Below are 15,180 nucleotides of genomic sequence, written 5' to 3' on the forward strand. Positions count from 1 at the left end.
GTCGCGCACCGTCGGCGCTGCGATGCGCGCGAGCTGTCAGCCCCGCCCGACGGAGGCAGTGGGCTCGAGTTCCGATGCGATGGCGGCGAAGGCTCGGTCGAGTGCCGCCTCGAACCGGTGCGGCGGCGGTGCTCCGTACCCGACGACCATCGCGGGACCGCGTGACGCAGCCGCATCGCCGAGGCGATACGAGCGCAGCCCATCGAGGCGCACACCGAGCCGGTCGGCTGCGGCGGTCACGCGACGCTCGTCGACACCGGCAGGCAATTCGATGAGGCAGTGCAGCCCGGCGCGCATCCCGCTGACCCGACATCCCTCGAGTTCTGCGGCGACACGCGACTCGAGACGTTCGCGCCGCGCACGGTACTCGGCGCGGCGGCGGCGCACGGTGCGGTCGTACTCGTGCGCGCGCATGAAGGCGTCGAGTGTCGACTGGTTCAGCACGTCGGCGAGACCACTCGTCGCGAGCAGTTGCTCGTCGAAGGCGGAGGCGAGGCGCTCGGGAACGACCGTCCAGCCGAGCGCGACGGCCGGCGCAAGGCTCTTCGACGCAGTGCCGAGGTAGATCACCGAATCGGGCGCGAGGGCTTGCAGGGCGCCGATCGCGCGTCGATCGTAACGGAATTCGCCGTCGTAGTCGTCTTCGACGATGAACGCCCCGGCGCGTTCGGCCCACGTGACCACCTCGAGTCGCCTCGAGGGCGCCAGTGCCGCTCCGGTCGGGAACTGGTGAGCGGGTGTGAGGAGCACGGCGTCGACGGAGAGTGCGTCGAGCTCTGCGACGACAGCGCCGTCGCGGTCGACCGGCACAGCGACGACCTCGAGTCCGGCGGCCCGGATGATGCGTCGGTGCGCCTCGTGCCCGTACTCCTCGACGGCGATGCGTCGGGCGCCGTGCGACACGAGGGCACGCGCGACCATCGCGAGACCCGCGCCGAAGCCACGCGTGACCGCGATCCGGTCGGCAGGCGCCCAAACTCCGCGGGTGCGGGAGACGTACTCGGCGAGCGTGGAGGCAAGCGCGGGGGAGCCGCGCGGCGGGCCATAGCCGAAGGCTGAGGCCGGCGCGTCGAGCGCCGAGCGGCGGGCGGCCGTCGCCCACTCGCGGCGCGGGAACGACGAGGCATCCGGAATGCCGCCGCGAAGGTCGAGACCGAGTCGCTCTGGCGTGCGCGGCGGTTCCGATTCGGCCGCTGCGCCGACGCTACGATCGCCGACCCAGGTGCCCGCGCCGACCCGCGTCTCGAGCCATCCCTCCGCCGCGAGACGCCCGTAGACCTCGGCCACGACGTTGCGCGCGATGCCGAGGTCGGCGGCGAGGGATCGGCTGGCGGGCAGCCGGCTGCCCGATTCGAGACGGCCATCACGCACTGCCACGCGCAGCGCCTCTTCGAGTGACGACGACTTTCGATGCGCATCGAGGTCGAGGTGCAGGTCGAGCCCGTGAATGGCCCATGTTCTCGGCATGGAATTGGACTGTAGCAGGGGTCAGATCATTCGTAGCGTTGGCTCATGACCATCACCGATGCACTCGTCGACGTCCCCGTCCGCCTCGACTTCGAGGCGATCGTCCCGCGGTTCTCGCGCGCGGTCGCTTCGCTCGACCATGCCGCCACCGCCGAGCTCGATCGAGTCGGCATCGACCCGCAGCTGCGCGAGATGGTGCGGCTGCGCGCCTCGCAGATCAACGGATGCGTCTACTGCGTCGACATGCACTCGAAAGATGCGCGCACGGCCGGCGTCTCCGAGCAGAAGCTCCACGCGGTCGTCGTCTGGCGCGACTCCGGGCTGTTCACCGCCGCCGAGCGGGCCGCCCTCCACCTGACCGAGTCGATCACACGCCTCTCGGAAACCCACGTGCCAGAGGAGGATCTCGCCGCCACCGTCGCCGTCTTCGGCGAGGAGCGCACGGCAGCGCTCATCTCACTCGTCATCACGATCAACGTGTGGGACGCGATCGGAGTGACCACGCGGTGCTGGCCCGTATCGCACGATGCCGCATGACGGGCCGCATCGGTCTGCGATGATGCAGAGATGACGGATGCCACGCGCCCACCGGTTCTGCAACTGCGAGTCGTCATCGAGGCCGAGGACTTCGACCGCGCCGTGGCGTTCTATCGCGACGCACTCGGCATGCCCGAACTCATGGCTTACGCCGAGGACGGTGACGACCGGGTCTCGATTCTCGACGCTGGGCGCGCGACGCTCGAGATTGCGAACCCCACGCACAAACGCGTCATCGACGAACTCGAGGCCGACGGAGTTCCGAGCCAGCGCATCCGGCTCGCTTTCGAGGTCACCGACGGTGCAGGCACCACTCGTCGGCTCGCCGATGCCGGTGCGGCGATCGTCGCCGAACCGGTGGTGACACCATGGCAATCCCTCAACTCGCGCCTCGATGCGCCCGCCGGTCTGCAGATCACGGTGTTCGAGGAACTCGAAGGCTCAGAGGAGCGAGCGCTGCGCGACGGGTTCAGTACGGAGGGCGAGCGAGGCTGAGCGCTCGGCATCGGGTCAGACGTCGCCGTCGACGTAGAACCAGCGGCGTCCGTCGCGAATGAACCGGCCCCGTTCATGCAGCACGCCTCGATCTCCGTCGGAACGGTAGGAGGCGCGGAACTCGACCTCGCCGTCCCGGTCGAATGGACCGCCGCGAACGGCGTCGACGATTTCGAGTCGATACCACCGCAGCTCGTGCTCGATGTCGAGAACCGCCGGACGGGTGCTCGGATGCCACGTCGACCGCAGGTAGTGGGCGTCGCCGACCGCGAAAGCCGTGTAACGGGAGCGCATGAGCTGGACTGCCGTCGGGGCATCCGTCGCCCCCGCGAGCAGCGGGCTGCAGCACTCGCCGAAAACGGATCCGCTGAGGCACGGGCAGCGCTCGTCGGCGGCCGGAACGGGGGAGCGGTCGGCAGTCGGCATGCTCCCAGTATCGCGGCGCACGGCGGCCGACCATCATGGTCTGCACAGGAAGAACTGAGGAACCCTTCAGAAACTCGGGGCAGAGTGTCTGACTTGTGCCCTCGCTCGGGGGCCGTCCCCCAACAGAAACCCGATCCGAGCACCTCAGACCTATGCGCAACGACACTACTTCAACGCCCGAAACCGAATCCGCCTCCGCAGAGCAGCACCAGCGCCGCGACATCCGCCGCCGCCGAATCGGCCGCAAGCGACTCGTCGTCGCCGGCGCAATCGTCGCCACCGGCCTCGTCGTCGGCGGCGGATTCGCGGTGCAGGCGACGCTCGCCACGCAGGCGAGCATCGATGCGACAGCCGCTCTCAGCGAATCGACCGGTGTACGTCACGACCAACTCGGCGCGTACAGCGCCATCGCCGAGGCCCGCACGCGCAACAGTGCAGCGGACACCATCACCGCAGCCACTGTCACGCTCGCCGCAGTGGACGGCAAGGTCGATTCCAGTGGGCTCGCGGCATCCGTCGCCTCGCTCGGCGACTACGAGCGGTTGCCCCTCGATTCCATCGTCGACCTCACGAAGCAGACTCGCGCAGAGACCGCGAAGGCCGCCGCCGCGGCTGCGGAGTTCGACCGCGTCCAGGCCGAGCAGGCGGCCGTAGTGGCCGCGGCACTCGCACAAGCGAACACGCCTGACGGGGCACGAGCGACCGCCCGTGCTCTGGGAGCGTCGAAGTACGGTTGGAACGAATCTCAGTTCCAGTGCCTGAACCAGCTCTGGCAGAAGGAGTCGGGCTGGTCGTACACCGCCTACAACGCGTCGAGCGGCGCCACCGGCATCCCGCAGTCGCTGCCCGGCAGCAAGATGGCCACCGCCGGCGCCGACTGGCAGACCAACGCCGCGACCCAGATCAGCTGGGGCCTCGACTACATCGCGCGTGGCTACGGCACGCCGTGCAGCGCGTGGTCGCATTCTCAGTCGATGAACTGGTACTGACGCCGACCCATCTCGCGTATGGTTGCCGCACGGGGCCGTCCGGGCCTCCGATCAAAGGGCAAATCCATGTCAGACAAGTCGCCGAAAAAGTCGTCGTCCAAGACGGCAGCCAGCAAGACGCTCAAAGAGAAGCGCGCCGACAAGAAGGCGAAGGTGGAGAACCGCAGCGGAAGCGACGCAGTGAGCGACGCCACGCACCGCAAGCGTTGACAGCGGTCGTCGTCACCCGGTGAGAGGTTCGCCGTCGACACCGGTGCGATCGACCGTTCGGGCAGATTTGCGAGCGACGCTTCGGCTTCGTCGTCCGTCCGAACGGTTCGCCGTTCACGTCGCGCGGGGGTCGAGCAGCCCGGCGCGATCCGGATGCCGGTCGAACCACTCGCTGACGTACCAGCAGCTCGGCACGATGTGGCGCGTCGAGGTCGCCTCGACGTCATCGGCCGCGAATTCGACGAGCTCCCCGGCCAGGCCACTGCCACGGTACGGCGGGTTCGTGAAGGTCCGGGTGAACGCGACCGAGTCGCCGAGCACCCGGTAGTCGAGCACGCTCGCGATGTCTCCGTCGACCAGGAGCACGTAGCGCCGCGCGTCCGGGTCGTGGCTGAGTTCCTTGTGCACCTGTTCAGGCTACGCCGTGGCGTTCAGTGTCCGCGGAGGCGGTCGAGGTCTCGTCGCTCGCGTTTGGTGGGGCGGCCGGCGCCACGGTCGCGCGTGGCGACCACGGCCACGGTCTCTCGAGGCGGCGGGGGCGGCGTGCGATCGTCGACCGCCGCAGCTGCGAGCGGCGCCGACACACGCTTGACGAGGGTCTGACGCACGACGAGCATGCGATCGAACCCGCCGATGCGAACGCGCACCTCGTCGCCCGGTCGTACGGGCTGCGCCGCCTTCGCGCGTTCACCGTTGACCCGCACATGTCCCGCGCGGCATGCGGCCGTCGCAGCAGATCGCGTCTTGAACTGGCGCACCGCCCACAGCCAGGCGTCGACGCGCACCGGTGACTCGCCGTTCATGTCATCAGCCTACGGGCGGGCCGTGCCCTCGCGGCGCGTGCGGCATGCTGGAGTCATGAGCGGAGCGAGCGGCGACGAATGGGTCGAAGGTCCCGACGGCGCACGGTATTGGGGCAGGTACGGTGCGGCGGGGCTGCTCGTCGTCAGCCCGACGCGAGAGGTGCTGCTCCAGCACCGTGCGGTGTGGAGCCACTTCGGCGGCACCTGGGGGATTCCCGGCGGCGCGCGGCACGAGCACGAAACCGCTGTCGAGGCGGCCGTCCGCGAGGCCGGTGAGGAGGCGGGCGTGACGCCCGAACTTCTCGAGGTGCGTTTCAGCACCGTGCTCGACCTCGGATACTGGTCGTACACGACGGTCGTCGCCGATGCCACCGAACGATTCGAGCCGGTCGTGAGCGACCCCGAGAGCATCGAGTTGCGGTGGATCACGGCCGATCGGGTCACCGAGCTCGCGCTGCATCCGCGGTTCGCCGAAGCCTGGCCCGGCCTCGCCGCGAGACTCTGAGCCGCCGGATCAGGTGATGCGCTCGCCGACCTGTGAATTCGCAGCCCGCGGGAACCACGGCACGATCGGCGACGTGCGCGATCGGTACTCGTCGTAGTCGGGGTACTTCGAGCGCGAGATCGACTCGGTGAAGATCGTGGATCCGATGAAGAGCGTCGTCAGCAGCACGGCCCCGGCGATGCTCCAGTGCAGCCACGCACCCGTCGCGGTCACGGCGAACCCGTAGAAGACCCACCACTGCCCCTGCTCGAAGAAGAAATTCGGGTGGCGCGAGACCAGGAACAGCCCCGTCTGCAGGAATTCGGGCTGCGGCGTGCGACCCGCTGCGCGCTCTGCGACCTTCCACCGGTGGAACACCCACTGCTGATGGTCGGCCACGGTCTCCCCGACCAGGAATGCCAGGAACACGATCGCGAGCACGGCGTCACCGGCCCCGAGCTGTGACGCGCCGGCTTCGAAGACCGTGTACGCAGGCAGGCAGATGAGCAGGATGATCGCGTTCTGGTAGATCGAGATGAACAACAGATTGAACGCGGCGAACTGCACGCGCGACATCCGCCCGCGCAGCACTGCCCACCGGTAGTCCTCGCCGCCGGGGCGATAGCCGCCCTTGCGGGCGAAATTGAGGGTCAGACGGATGCCCCACGCACTCACGAGTACCGCCATCAGCACGAGCCGCGCGTCGAATCCGCTCGCACCCGCGAAGACCCAGACATATGCGATCGGGGCGATCGACCAGATGCGGTCGACCCATGAGTACTCGCGAGTGATGATCGAAGCGAGCCACGTCGCGAGGGTGATCGCGGCACAGATCAGGAGACACACGTGCAGTGGAGTCATGGCGGCATTCTACGGATCGATAGGATCGTGTCGTGGCTGGGGAGCGCGCGGGGGTCGTCGGTTCGGAGATCTGGACGATCCCGAACATCCTCAGCATGCTCCGACTCGCCCTCGTTCCGGTCTTCCTCGTCTTCATCGTGCGCGGTGACTACGTCGTCTCGCTCATCGTGCTGATCGTCGCGAGCTTCACCGACCTGCTCGACGGATACCTCGCGAGGCGCCTCCGGCAGGTGACCAGGCTCGGGCAGCTGCTCGACCCTGCCGCCGATCGGCTGTACATCTTCGCCGCTCTCGTGGGGCTCGCCGCCCAGGGTCTCGTGCCCTGGTGGATCGTCGTCGTGATCGTCGCTCGCGACGTCTTCCTGCTCACCCTCGGCGTCGTGCTCGCGAACCACGGATACGGGCCGCTGCCCGTGCATCAGCTCGGCAAGGTCGCGACCTTCGCGCTGTTCTTCGGCCTGCCCGTGATCATGCTCGGGCTCGCATTCCCGGTCGTCGCCGACATCAGCCAGCCGGTCGGCTGGGCGATCACCCTGTGGGGGGCCTTCCTCTACTGGTGGGCCGGGATCATCTACGCGATCGAGACCGCTCGCGTCATCCGTATTCCGCGGGTGGCAGACGAGCCTCGATCGGATACGCTGGGACAGGGAGGTTAGTGTGGCGGATTCCGACATTACTCAGGCCGGTGGCACGAACGAGACCGGTGGCGAACCGTCGACGGCAACGTCGACGCAGGCTGCGGTCGACGGTGCGACCGATTCGACCATCGGCTTCAGCCGTGAGACGGCGGCGCAATTGAGCGCGCTCGACGCCGACATCACCGCTGAAGAGCAGGAGGCGATCGCTGCGCTCCCCTCGGGGTCGGCGTTGCTCATCGTTCGTCGGGGCCCGAACAGCGGCGCCCGATTCCTCCTCGACACCGACGTCACAGTCGTCGGTCGTCACCCAGACGCCGACATCTTCCTCGACGACGTCACCGTCTCGCGGAAGCACGCGGAGTTCGTACGGCACCGCAGTGCGTTCGAGGTGCGCGACCTCAGCTCGCTGAACGGTACCTACTACGACGGCGTGCGCATCGAGACGGCCCTACTGAGCGATGGTGCAGAGGTGCAGATCGGCAAGTTCCGCCTCACCTTCTACGCCTCACGCCGCGACCTGGCTCCGGTGGCGAGCGAATAGTGGCAGCTCCCGCTGCGTCCACGCGCGCGAGCGGCCAGGCGCCACTGCTGGGCATCGGTCAGGTTCTCGCCCGACTTCAGCCCGAATTCCCCGAGCTGACTCCGTCGAAGCTGCGGTTCCTCGAAGAGCAACGTCTCGTCTCGCCGGCGCGCACCGCGGCAGGCTATCGCAAGTTCTCCACCGTCGATGTGGAGCGCATCACGGTCGTGCTGTCGATGCAGCGCGACCACTACCTGCCGCTCAAGGTGATTCGCGCGCACCTCGAGGCGATCGACGCGGGCGAGACGCCGGCTCTGCCTGGGGCGACGAGTGCCGCGGCGTTCCTCGCCGGTGCCCGCAGGTTCCGACGTGACGAACTCATTGCACAGGCCGGCGCGACGAACGCGCTGCTCGACGACGCCGTCTCGACGTCGCTGCTGCCTGCAGCCGAGTACTACGGCGACGAGGCGCTCGGTGTGCTCCGCTCGCTCGTCGCACTCCGCGCGGTGGGCATCGAGCCACGCCATCTCCGCGGAGTACGAGCCGCGGCCGAGCGCGAGGCGGCGCTCGTCGAGCGTGCGATCGCGCCGTCGCGGCGAGCGGATGCCGCAGACAAGGCTCGTGCCGTCGAACACGGTCTCGAGCTCGCGGGTCACCTCGAGGCGGTGCACGCGAGCGTCGTGCGTGCCTCGCTCGGCAAGCTCGCGAGATGATGTCGCGACACGCCGTGACGTTCGGCCCGATGTGTTCGACAGAGGCTGTCGCCCTCGGTAGCGTGGAACTCGCGTCGACGGGTGCCGGCGCGAGAGTGAGGGGCGAATCGGATGAGTAAGCTCGACCGGACTCCACGCTCGCGCTACGACCTCGGGTTGCTCTTCACCGACGGCATGCCCGTCCACGATGACGCCACCGGGTATCGGGGCGCGGTCGCGGCTCGAGCTGCGGGCATCAGTTATCGACAGCTCGACTACTGGGCGCGCACGCAACTCGTCGAGCCGACGGTGCGCGGTGCAGCGGGTTCCGGAACGCAGCGACTCTACGGATTCCGCGACATTCTCGTGCTGAAGCTCGTGAAACGTTTGCTCGACACCGGCATCTCACTTCAGCAGATCCGTACGGCCGTCTCCCAGCTCCGAGAATCCGGCATCGACGACCTCGCGCAGACGACCCTCATGAGCGACGGCGCGAGCGTGTACCTGTGTACATCCGACGATGAGGTCATCGACCTCGTCAACCGCGGCCAGGGTGTGTTCGGCATCGCCGTCGGCAAGGTGCTGCGAGAGGTCGAGACGACTCTCGTCGAGATCAACACGCAGCCGGCCGATCCGCTCGACGAGCTCGCTGCGCGACGCGGCGAACGCCCGCGCAAGATCTCCTGACGATCACGCAGCCGACTGCTCGTCACTGCGACTGAGCGTCTGCACGACTCAGCGTCTGCACGACTCAGCGTCTGCACGACTGAGCGTCTGCACGACTGAGCGTCTGGGGAGTTGGTCCGCGTTCAGGCGAAGGGTGTCGGGCTGTCGAGCGGCAGGCCGGCGAACTCGCCGATGTGCGCGGTGCGCAGCACGCGCTCGAGCAGCTGGTCGAAGTGCGCCGACATCTCTTCGGCACTCTCTCCGGGCCACATGTGCAGCGGCTTCGCGGCACCCTGCGCCTGCTGCAGCGACGTGCGCTCGGGCAGCTGGGGCGAGAGCACGAGCGGGCCGAACATGTCGCGCAGCTCCTTGATGCGGAACTGGTGCTCGAGCGACTGCACGCGCGCGCGGTTCACGATGATGCCGAGCGGCTGCAGTCGAGGAGATAGGCCACGGCGGATCTCTTCGATCGCTCGGAGCGCCCGGTCGGCCGCAGCGACGGAGAAGAGCCCCGGCTCGGTGACGACCGCCACCCGGTCGCTCGCGGCCCACGCGGTACGTGTCAGCGCGTTCAGCGACGGTGCGCAGTCGATGAGCACGAGTTCGTAGTCGGCTTCGACGTTCGCGAGCGCTTCTTCGAGCTTCCAGATGTCGCGAATCGACGGGTGCGGCCCGTCGAAGTTGATCGCCGACGGGCTGCCGATCATCACGTCGATCGTCGACTGCGGGTTCGATCGCGCCCATCCGCTCGGCGCGATGGCCGATCGAACGATCTTCTCCTTCGGGGAGGCGAGCACGTCGGCGACGTTGAGATGACCGGCGACCTGGATGTCCATACCGGTCGAAACGTCGGACTGCGGGTCGAGGTCGACGACGAGGGTACGGACGCCGCGCGCGAACGCTGCCGACGCCAGTCCGAGGGTGACGGTCGTCTTGCCGACACCGCCCTTCAGAGAACTGACGCTGAGTACGTGCACGAACAGATACGTTACCTTTACTACTCGGGCGATACCTAAACGTTCGCTGTGCGGAAACCCGTCTGAAAGGTCTGCATGTTCACGAAGATCCTGGTTGCCAATCGCGGCGAGATCGCCATCCGTGCGTTCCGTGCCGCTGTCGAACTCGGTGCGAAGACGGTCGCGGTGTACCCGTTCGAGGACCGCAACTCGCTGCACCGCCTGAAGGCCGACGAGGCGTACCAGATCGGAGAGCCGGGGCATCCGGTGCGCGCGTATCTTGACGTCACCGAGATCATCCGCGTGGCGAAGTTGTCGGGCGCCGACGCGATCTACCCGGGATACGGGTTTCTCTCGGAGAACCCCGAGCTCGCGCAGGCAGCCGAGGCCGCGGGCATCACCTTCATCGGTCCGCCGAAGCGGGTGCTCGAGATGGCCGGCAACAAGGTCACCGCGAAAGAACACGCGATCGCCGCAGGCGTGCCAGTGCTGAAGTCGACACCGCCGTCGCGCGACATCGAAACGCTCATCGGCCAGGCCGACGAGGTCGGCTTCCCGATCTTCGCCAAGGCCGTCGCCGGCGGTGGCGGACGCGGCATGCGCCGGGTGAACACGAAGGATGATCTGCGCGCCGCCCTCGAGGAGGCGATGCGCGAGGCCGACAGCGCCTTCGGCGACTCGACGATGTTCCTCGAGCGGGCGGTGCTCCGGCCCCGTCACATCGAGGTGCAGGTGCTGGCGGATGCATCCGGCGAGACGGTGCACCTCTTCGAACGCGACTGCTCGGTGCAGCGCCGCCACCAGAAGGTCATCGAGATCGCGCCCGCGCCGAACCTCTCCGACGAGGTGCGCCGGTCGCTCTACCGCGACGCGATCGCCTTCGCGAAGTCGATCGGCTACGTGAACGCCGGCACCGTGGAGTTCCTCCTCGACACGGTGGGCGAGCGCGCGGGCGAGCATGTCTTCATCGAGATGAATCCGCGCATCCAGGTCGAGCACACGGTCACCGAAGAGGTCACCGATGTCGACCTCGTGGTCTCGCAGATCCGAATCGCGGCGGGGGAGTCGCTCGCCGACCTCGGCTTGGCGCAGGAGTCGATCCGGCTCCGCGGTGCCGCGTTGCAGTGCCGCATCACGACTGAAGACCCGACCGCCGGGTTCCGGCCCGACACCGGCAAGATCACCACGTACCGGTCTCCGGGCGGTGCCGGCATCCGCCTCGATGGCGGAACGATCAACCCCGGTGCCCAGATCAGCCCCCACTTCGACTCGATGCTCGCGAAGCTCACGTGCCGCGGACGCGACTACCCGGCCGCGGTGGCACGCGCCAAGCGAGCCCTTGCCGAGTTCCGCATCCGCGGTGTCTCGACGAACATCTCGTTCCTCCAGGCAGTCCTCGAAGACCCGGCGTTCGTCGCCGGAGACCTCAGCACGTCGTTCATCGACGAGCGCCCGCAGCTCGTGCGCGGGCGTGTCTCGAAGGACCGCGGCACCAAGATCCTGAACTGGCTTGCGGATGTCACGGTGAACCAGCCGAACGGAGCGGCACCGACGACCGTCAGCCCGGTCGAGAAGCTGCCTCCGATCGACCTCACGACCCCGGCACCGGCGGGATCGCGCCAGCGCCTCCTCGAACTCGGCCCAGTCGGTTTCGCACAGGCGCTTCGCGCGCAGACTCCGCTTGCCGTGACCGAGACGACATTCCGCGACGCGCATCAGTCGCTCCTCGCGACCCGCGTGCGCACTCGCGATCTCGTGGCGGTGGCGCCCTACGTCGCTCGGATGACTCCCGAGCTCCTCTCGGTCGAGGCTTGGGGCGGCGCGACCTACGACGTCGCCCTCCGCTTCCTCGGAGAAGACCCCTGGGCGCGCCTCGCTGCGCTCAGGGAGACACTGCCGAACATCAACATCCAGATGCTGCTTCGAGGCCGCAACACGGTCGGGTACACGCCGTACCCGACCGAGGTCACCGATGCGTTCGTGCGCGAGGCCGCGGCCACCGGCGTCGACATCTTCCGCATCTTCGACGCGCTCAACGACATCTCGCAGATGCGCCCGGCGATCGATTCGGTGCTCTCGACCGGGCACGCCGTCGCCGAGGTCGCGTTGTGCTATACCGGCGATCTTCTCGATCCGGCCGAAGATCTCTACACGCTCGACTACTACCTCGGTCTCGCCGAGCAGATCGTCGACGCCGGAGCGCACGTGCTCGCGATCAAGGACATGGCCGGCCTCTTGCGGCCCACCGCCGCTGAGAAGCTCGTGACGGCCCTCCGCGAACGTTTCGACCTCCCGGTGCACCTGCACACCCACGACACCGCTGGCGGCCAGCTGGCGACGTTGCTCGCGGCAAGCCGCGCGGGCGTCGATGCCGTCGACGTCGCGAGCGCACCGATGGCCGGCACGACGAGCCAGCCTTCGGCGTCGTCGCTCGTCGCCGCGCTCGCGCACACCGAACGCGATACCGGCATCTCGCTCGACGCCGTCTCCGACCTCGAGCCCTACTGGGAGGCCGTGCGCCGCCTCTACCGCCCGTTCGAGTCTGGTCTGCCCGGTCCCACAGGTCGCGTGTACCACCACGAGATCCCGGGTGGACAACTGTCGAACCTCCGACAGCAGGCGATCGCGCTGGGCTTGGCCGACGACTTCGAACTCATCGAAGACATGTACGCGGCCGCCGATCGCATCCTCGGCCGGGTGCCGAAGGTGACGCCGTCCTCGAAGGTCGTCGGCGACCTCGCCCTCCACCTGGCAGCGGTCAAGGCCGACCCCGACGACTTCGAAGCGAACCCCGAGAAGTACGACGTGCCCGACTCCGTCATCGGATTCATGGCCGGCGAGCTGGGCGACCTGCCCGGCGGATGGCCGGAGCCGTTCCGCACCAAGGTGCTCGCGGGCAAAGACATCCGCATCGGCGTCACGGAGCTCACCGCGGAGCAACACGCGGCGCTCGAGGCCGACAGCGGGACGCGGCGGGCGACGCTGAACGCCCTCCTCTTCCCGGCGCCCACACGTCAGTACGAGCAGATTCGCGAACTCTTCGGCGATTTGTCGGTGGTCGATACGGCCGACTACCTCTACGGACTCCGCCAGGGCGCCGAGCACGTCGTCGAGATCGACACGGGTGTGCGCCTCTACGCCGGTCTCGAGGCGATCGGCGAAGCCGACGACAAGGGCATGCGCACCGTCATGACCATCCTGAACGGCCAGCTGCGGCCGGTCTTCGTTCGCGATCGTTCCATCGTCGTCGAGACGCGCACGGCCGAGAAGGCGGATGCCTCTCAGCCCGGACAGATCGCCGCGCCGTTCTCCGGCGTGGTGACCCTGCAGGTCGAGGCCGGCACCGAGATCGCGGCCGGCCAGAGCGTCGCTTCGATCGAGGCGATGAAGATGGAGGCCGCCATCACCTCGCCCATCGCGGGCGTCGTCGAGCGGGTCGCGATCCCCAAGACGCAGCAGGTCGAAGCGGGTGACCTGCTCGTCGTGGTGCGCCCGCGCTAAGCTGGGCGTTGGTTGACACTGATGAGGAGGGGTATCGGTGGCTGAAGACAAGTTCGAAGAAGAAGCTGCGACGCGTCGCGGTTCGGCAACACGTACGTCGGCGCTCGATCGCGGCCGCAGGCTCGCCGCCACCGGCGCGCACTCGGGAGCGGAGCTGGCAGAGAACCCGAACGTTCGGGTCGACCTGCCGCCGGCACCGGTGCACGAGATGCCCGACGACGAGGTCGCAGTTGCGATCGACGACGTCGCGGTCAATCCCGGCAGCCTGGTCGGCGGTGGCAGCAGTACCACTTCCGTCGAGGTCATCACTCCGGCTCTCGCCGGTGCCGGATACCGCGGTGCTGCGCGGCGTGAGCCCTCGCCATATAGCGCGCTGCTCGCCTCCGACGCATCGAAACTCCGCCGCGAGCGGGTGAGCACTGACACGGGCAGCCATGTCGCGGTTGTCGATGTCCCCGGTGAACCGCAGCTCCCGCCAGAGGTGCCCGAGACCGCTGATTCGCTGACCGCCGATCGGCTCATCGACCTGAACCGCACGACTCGGCCCGCGCCGCAGGGCGGCCTGAACCGGTTCGTCTACGAGGCATCCCTCCACCTGGTCAACCTCGGTGATTCGGCGAAGGTGCAGGCGCACAAGGCCCTGAGCCACCGCATCCAGAAGCGTTTCGAGGGTGGCGCGCGCTTCGTGCCGGTGCTCACCCGAAAGGGTGGAGTCGGCAAGACGACCATAACGGCGCTGCTCGGTATGGCCCTCGCCAACGCGCGCGACGACCGCATCATCGCGATCGATGCCAATCCCGACCGCGGCACCCTCGCTGAACGCGTCGACCGCCAGACCCGCGAGACCGTGCGCGACGTAGTGGCGAAAGCCTCGTCGATCGGCGGGTACACCGACTTCTCCAGGTTCGTCTCACGCGATGAGACTCGTCTGGACATCCTCGCCTCCGACACCGACCCGACACTGTCCGAGGCGTTCGACGACAACGACTACAACGTCGTCGCCGGCCTTGCCGCGCGGTACTACTCGATCGTGCTCACCGATTGCGGCACCGGCATCGTGCACTCCGTCATGCGTGCCACGCTGCAGCGTGCCGACTCGGTTGTGATCGTCTCGGGCGGCAGCGTCGACGAGGCCCGTCTCGCGTCCGAGACGCTGACTTGGCTCGAGGCAAACGGATACGGTGAACTCGTGCGCAATGCCATCGTGGCGATCAACCTCGCGACCCAGGGCACGCACCTCGTCAAGGTCGACGAGATCGAGGCGCACTTCCAGTCCCGAGTGCGCGAGATCGTGCGCATTCCCTATGACCCGCAGCTCGCGGCCGGTTCCGTCGTGAACTGGCACGAACTGCGACCCGTCACCCAGCACGCGGCTCGTGAGCTCGCGGCGCTCGTGGTGGAAGGCATGCCCGCCGAGCGCGAGCACTGAACGGAGAACCATTGCCCGAACGACCCATTCGCCTGTTCGGCGACCCTGTCTTGAAGACCGTCTCCGCCCCCGTCGAACAGGTCGACGAGCGTGTGCGCGCACTCGTGACCGATCTGCTCGACAGCGTGAGAGTTCCCGGCCGCGCAGGTGTGGCCGCCTCGCAGATCGGCGTGAACCTGCGCGCGTTCAGTTACAACGTCGACGGTGAGGTCGGCTACATCTTGAACCCCGAGATCGTCGAGGTCACCGGCGAGAAAGAGCTCATCGACGAGGGTTGCCTCTCGGTTCCGGGGCTCTGGCACAAGACGCCGCGGCATCCGTTCGCCCGCGTACGCGGCATCGACCTCGACGGCAACGAGATCGAGGTTTCGGGCACGGGGCTCATGGCCCAGGCCCTGCAGCACGAGACCGACCATCTCGACGGTCTGCTGTACATCGACCGCCTCGAGAAGGCCGAACGGCGTCTGGCGATGAAGGAGATTCGCGAGTCGGACTGGTTCTGACTC

The 15,180-nt window shown here is 68.0% G+C and carries 18 protein-coding genes; 12 read left to right on the forward strand and 6 right to left on the reverse strand.

Annotated elements, in window-relative coordinates:
* Window positions 1–36: 36 nt before the first annotated feature.
* Complete coding sequence (gene pdxR / locus AC1C2T_RS15280) at window positions 37–1,467, reverse strand: MocR-like pyridoxine biosynthesis transcription factor PdxR (protein WP_495385881.1); 1,431 nt, start codon at window positions 1,465–1,467, stop codon at window positions 37–39.
* A 45-nt stretch (window positions 1,468–1,512) separates the two neighbouring features.
* Between pdxR and AC1C2T_RS15285 the strand changes: the two genes are divergently transcribed.
* The gene (locus tag AC1C2T_RS15285) at window positions 1,513–2,004 is read left to right on the forward strand and encodes a carboxymuconolactone decarboxylase family protein (RefSeq protein ID WP_495385882.1); all 492 of its coding nucleotides are present in this window, start codon (window positions 1,513–1,515) and stop codon (window positions 2,002–2,004) included.
* A gap of 30 nt (window positions 2,005–2,034) precedes the next feature.
* Complete coding sequence (locus AC1C2T_RS15290; protein ID WP_495359752.1) at window positions 2,035–2,499, forward strand: VOC family protein; 465 nt, start codon at window positions 2,035–2,037, stop codon at window positions 2,497–2,499.
* A gap of 15 nt (window positions 2,500–2,514) precedes the next feature.
* On the opposite strand, the gene AC1C2T_RS15295 is transcribed toward AC1C2T_RS15290, so the two are convergent.
* Window positions 2,515–2,925 carry a YchJ family protein gene (locus tag AC1C2T_RS15295; RefSeq protein ID WP_495385883.1) on the reverse strand — a complete coding sequence of 137 codons (411 nt, stop codon included), beginning with the start codon at window positions 2,923–2,925 and terminating at the stop codon, window positions 2,515–2,517.
* A 152-nt stretch (window positions 2,926–3,077) separates the two neighbouring features.
* Between AC1C2T_RS15295 and AC1C2T_RS15300 the strand changes: the two genes are divergently transcribed.
* On the forward strand, window positions 3,078–3,914 hold the full coding sequence (locus tag AC1C2T_RS15300; protein WP_495385884.1) for an aggregation-promoting factor C-terminal-like domain-containing protein: 837 nt from the start codon (window positions 3,078–3,080) through the stop codon (window positions 3,912–3,914).
* Between the two features lie 66 nt (window positions 3,915–3,980).
* Window positions 3,981–4,124 (forward strand): hypothetical protein, encoded by a 144-nt coding sequence (locus AC1C2T_RS15305; RefSeq protein ID WP_495354277.1) that lies wholly within the window; start codon window positions 3,981–3,983, stop codon window positions 4,122–4,124.
* Window positions 4,125–4,238: 114 nt separating this feature from the next.
* Here the strand turns inward: AC1C2T_RS15305 and AC1C2T_RS15310 are convergent, their stop codons facing one another.
* Both AC1C2T_RS15310 and AC1C2T_RS15315 read right to left on the reverse strand, forming a co-directional pair.
* A complete protein-coding gene (locus tag AC1C2T_RS15310) occupies window positions 4,239–4,532 on the reverse strand; it encodes a GNAT family N-acetyltransferase (protein WP_495359755.1) in 294 nt (97 codons plus the stop codon).
* A 23-nt stretch (window positions 4,533–4,555) separates the two neighbouring features.
* Window positions 4,556–4,927, reverse strand: coding sequence for an RNA-binding S4 domain-containing protein (locus AC1C2T_RS15315; RefSeq protein WP_495385885.1), 372 nt, complete (start codon window positions 4,925–4,927; stop codon window positions 4,556–4,558).
* Between the two features lie 55 nt (window positions 4,928–4,982).
* Between AC1C2T_RS15315 and AC1C2T_RS15320 the strand changes: the two genes are divergently transcribed.
* Window positions 4,983–5,432 carry an NUDIX domain-containing protein gene (locus AC1C2T_RS15320; protein ID WP_495385886.1) on the forward strand — a complete coding sequence of 150 codons (450 nt, stop codon included), beginning with the start codon at window positions 4,983–4,985 and terminating at the stop codon, window positions 5,430–5,432.
* A 9-nt stretch (window positions 5,433–5,441) separates the two neighbouring features.
* On the opposite strand, the gene AC1C2T_RS15325 is transcribed toward AC1C2T_RS15320, so the two are convergent.
* On the reverse strand, window positions 5,442–6,272 hold the full coding sequence (locus AC1C2T_RS15325; RefSeq protein WP_495385887.1) for a DUF1295 domain-containing protein: 831 nt from the start codon (window positions 6,270–6,272) through the stop codon (window positions 5,442–5,444).
* A gap of 32 nt (window positions 6,273–6,304) precedes the next feature.
* Between AC1C2T_RS15325 and AC1C2T_RS15330 the strand changes: the two genes are divergently transcribed.
* The 4 genes from AC1C2T_RS15330 (at window position 6,305) to AC1C2T_RS15345 (ending at window position 8,809) form a co-directional block, all read left to right on the forward strand.
* Entirely contained in the window at window positions 6,305–6,928 is a 624-nt protein-coding gene (locus AC1C2T_RS15330; protein WP_495385888.1) for a CDP-alcohol phosphatidyltransferase family protein, read from the forward strand.
* Between the two features lie 109 nt (window positions 6,929–7,037).
* Window positions 7,038–7,451 carry an FHA domain-containing protein gene (locus AC1C2T_RS15335; RefSeq protein ID WP_495386128.1) on the forward strand — a complete coding sequence of 138 codons (414 nt, stop codon included), beginning with the start codon at window positions 7,038–7,040 and terminating at the stop codon, window positions 7,449–7,451.
* Window positions 7,448–8,143 carry a transcriptional regulator FtsR gene (gene ftsR / locus AC1C2T_RS15340; protein WP_495386129.1) on the forward strand — a complete coding sequence of 232 codons (696 nt, stop codon included), beginning with the start codon at window positions 7,448–7,450 and terminating at the stop codon, window positions 8,141–8,143. Before AC1C2T_RS15335 ends, ftsR begins: the two co-directional genes overlap by 4 nt.
* Before the next feature lie 111 nt (window positions 8,144–8,254).
* Entirely contained in the window at window positions 8,255–8,809 is a 555-nt protein-coding gene (locus AC1C2T_RS15345; RefSeq protein ID WP_495385889.1) for a MerR family transcriptional regulator, read from the forward strand.
* A 122-nt stretch (window positions 8,810–8,931) separates the two neighbouring features.
* On the opposite strand, the gene AC1C2T_RS15350 is transcribed toward AC1C2T_RS15345, so the two are convergent.
* Window positions 8,932–9,765, reverse strand: a complete 834-nt coding sequence (locus AC1C2T_RS15350) for a ParA family protein (RefSeq protein ID WP_495359762.1) — start codon at window positions 9,763–9,765, stop codon at window positions 8,932–8,934.
* A 75-nt stretch (window positions 9,766–9,840) separates the two neighbouring features.
* Between AC1C2T_RS15350 and AC1C2T_RS15355 the strand changes: the two genes are divergently transcribed.
* Genes AC1C2T_RS15355 through def form a run of 3 tightly spaced genes read left to right on the forward strand, consistent with a single transcriptional unit; the run spans window position 9,841 to window position 15,177 of the window.
* A complete protein-coding gene (locus AC1C2T_RS15355) occupies window positions 9,841–13,245 on the forward strand; it encodes a pyruvate carboxylase (protein ID WP_495385890.1) in 3,405 nt (1,134 codons plus the stop codon).
* A gap of 37 nt (window positions 13,246–13,282) precedes the next feature.
* Complete coding sequence (locus AC1C2T_RS15360) at window positions 13,283–14,674, forward strand: MinD/ParA family ATP-binding protein (protein ID WP_495385891.1); 1,392 nt, start codon at window positions 13,283–13,285, stop codon at window positions 14,672–14,674.
* Between the two features lie 11 nt (window positions 14,675–14,685).
* Entirely contained in the window at window positions 14,686–15,177 is a 492-nt protein-coding gene (def, locus tag AC1C2T_RS15365) for a peptide deformylase (RefSeq protein WP_495385892.1), read from the forward strand.
* Window positions 15,178–15,180 lie beyond the last annotated feature (3 nt).

Source organism: Agromyces sp. Y558, from assembly GCF_059445415.1.

Bases quoted from the DNA above. Each gene is read 5' to 3' on its own strand.
- pdxR (WP_495385881.1), bottom strand. From the start codon at position 1,467: ATGCCGAGAACATGGGCCATTCACGGGCTCGACCTGCACCTCGACCTC.
- AC1C2T_RS15285 (WP_495385882.1), top strand. From the start codon at position 1,513: ATGACCATCACCGATGCACTCGTCGACGTCCCCGTCCGCCTCGACTTC.
- AC1C2T_RS15290 (WP_495359752.1), top strand. From the start codon at position 2,035: ATGACGGATGCCACGCGCCCACCGGTTCTGCAACTGCGAGTCGTCATC.
- AC1C2T_RS15295 (WP_495385883.1), bottom strand. From the start codon at position 2,925: ATGCCGACTGCCGACCGCTCCCCCGTTCCGGCCGCCGACGAGCGCTGC.
- AC1C2T_RS15300 (WP_495385884.1), top strand. From the start codon at position 3,078: ATGCGCAACGACACTACTTCAACGCCCGAAACCGAATCCGCCTCCGCA.
- AC1C2T_RS15305 (WP_495354277.1), top strand. From the start codon at position 3,981: ATGTCAGACAAGTCGCCGAAAAAGTCGTCGTCCAAGACGGCAGCCAGC.
- AC1C2T_RS15315 (WP_495385885.1), bottom strand. From the start codon at position 4,927: ATGAACGGCGAGTCACCGGTGCGCGTCGACGCCTGGCTGTGGGCGGTG.
- AC1C2T_RS15320 (WP_495385886.1), top strand. From the start codon at position 4,983: ATGAGCGGAGCGAGCGGCGACGAATGGGTCGAAGGTCCCGACGGCGCA.
- AC1C2T_RS15325 (WP_495385887.1), bottom strand. From the start codon at position 6,272: ATGACTCCACTGCACGTGTGTCTCCTGATCTGTGCCGCGATCACCCTC.
- AC1C2T_RS15345 (WP_495385889.1), top strand. From the start codon at position 8,255: ATGAGTAAGCTCGACCGGACTCCACGCTCGCGCTACGACCTCGGGTTG.
- AC1C2T_RS15355 (WP_495385890.1), top strand. From the start codon at position 9,841: ATGTTCACGAAGATCCTGGTTGCCAATCGCGGCGAGATCGCCATCCGT.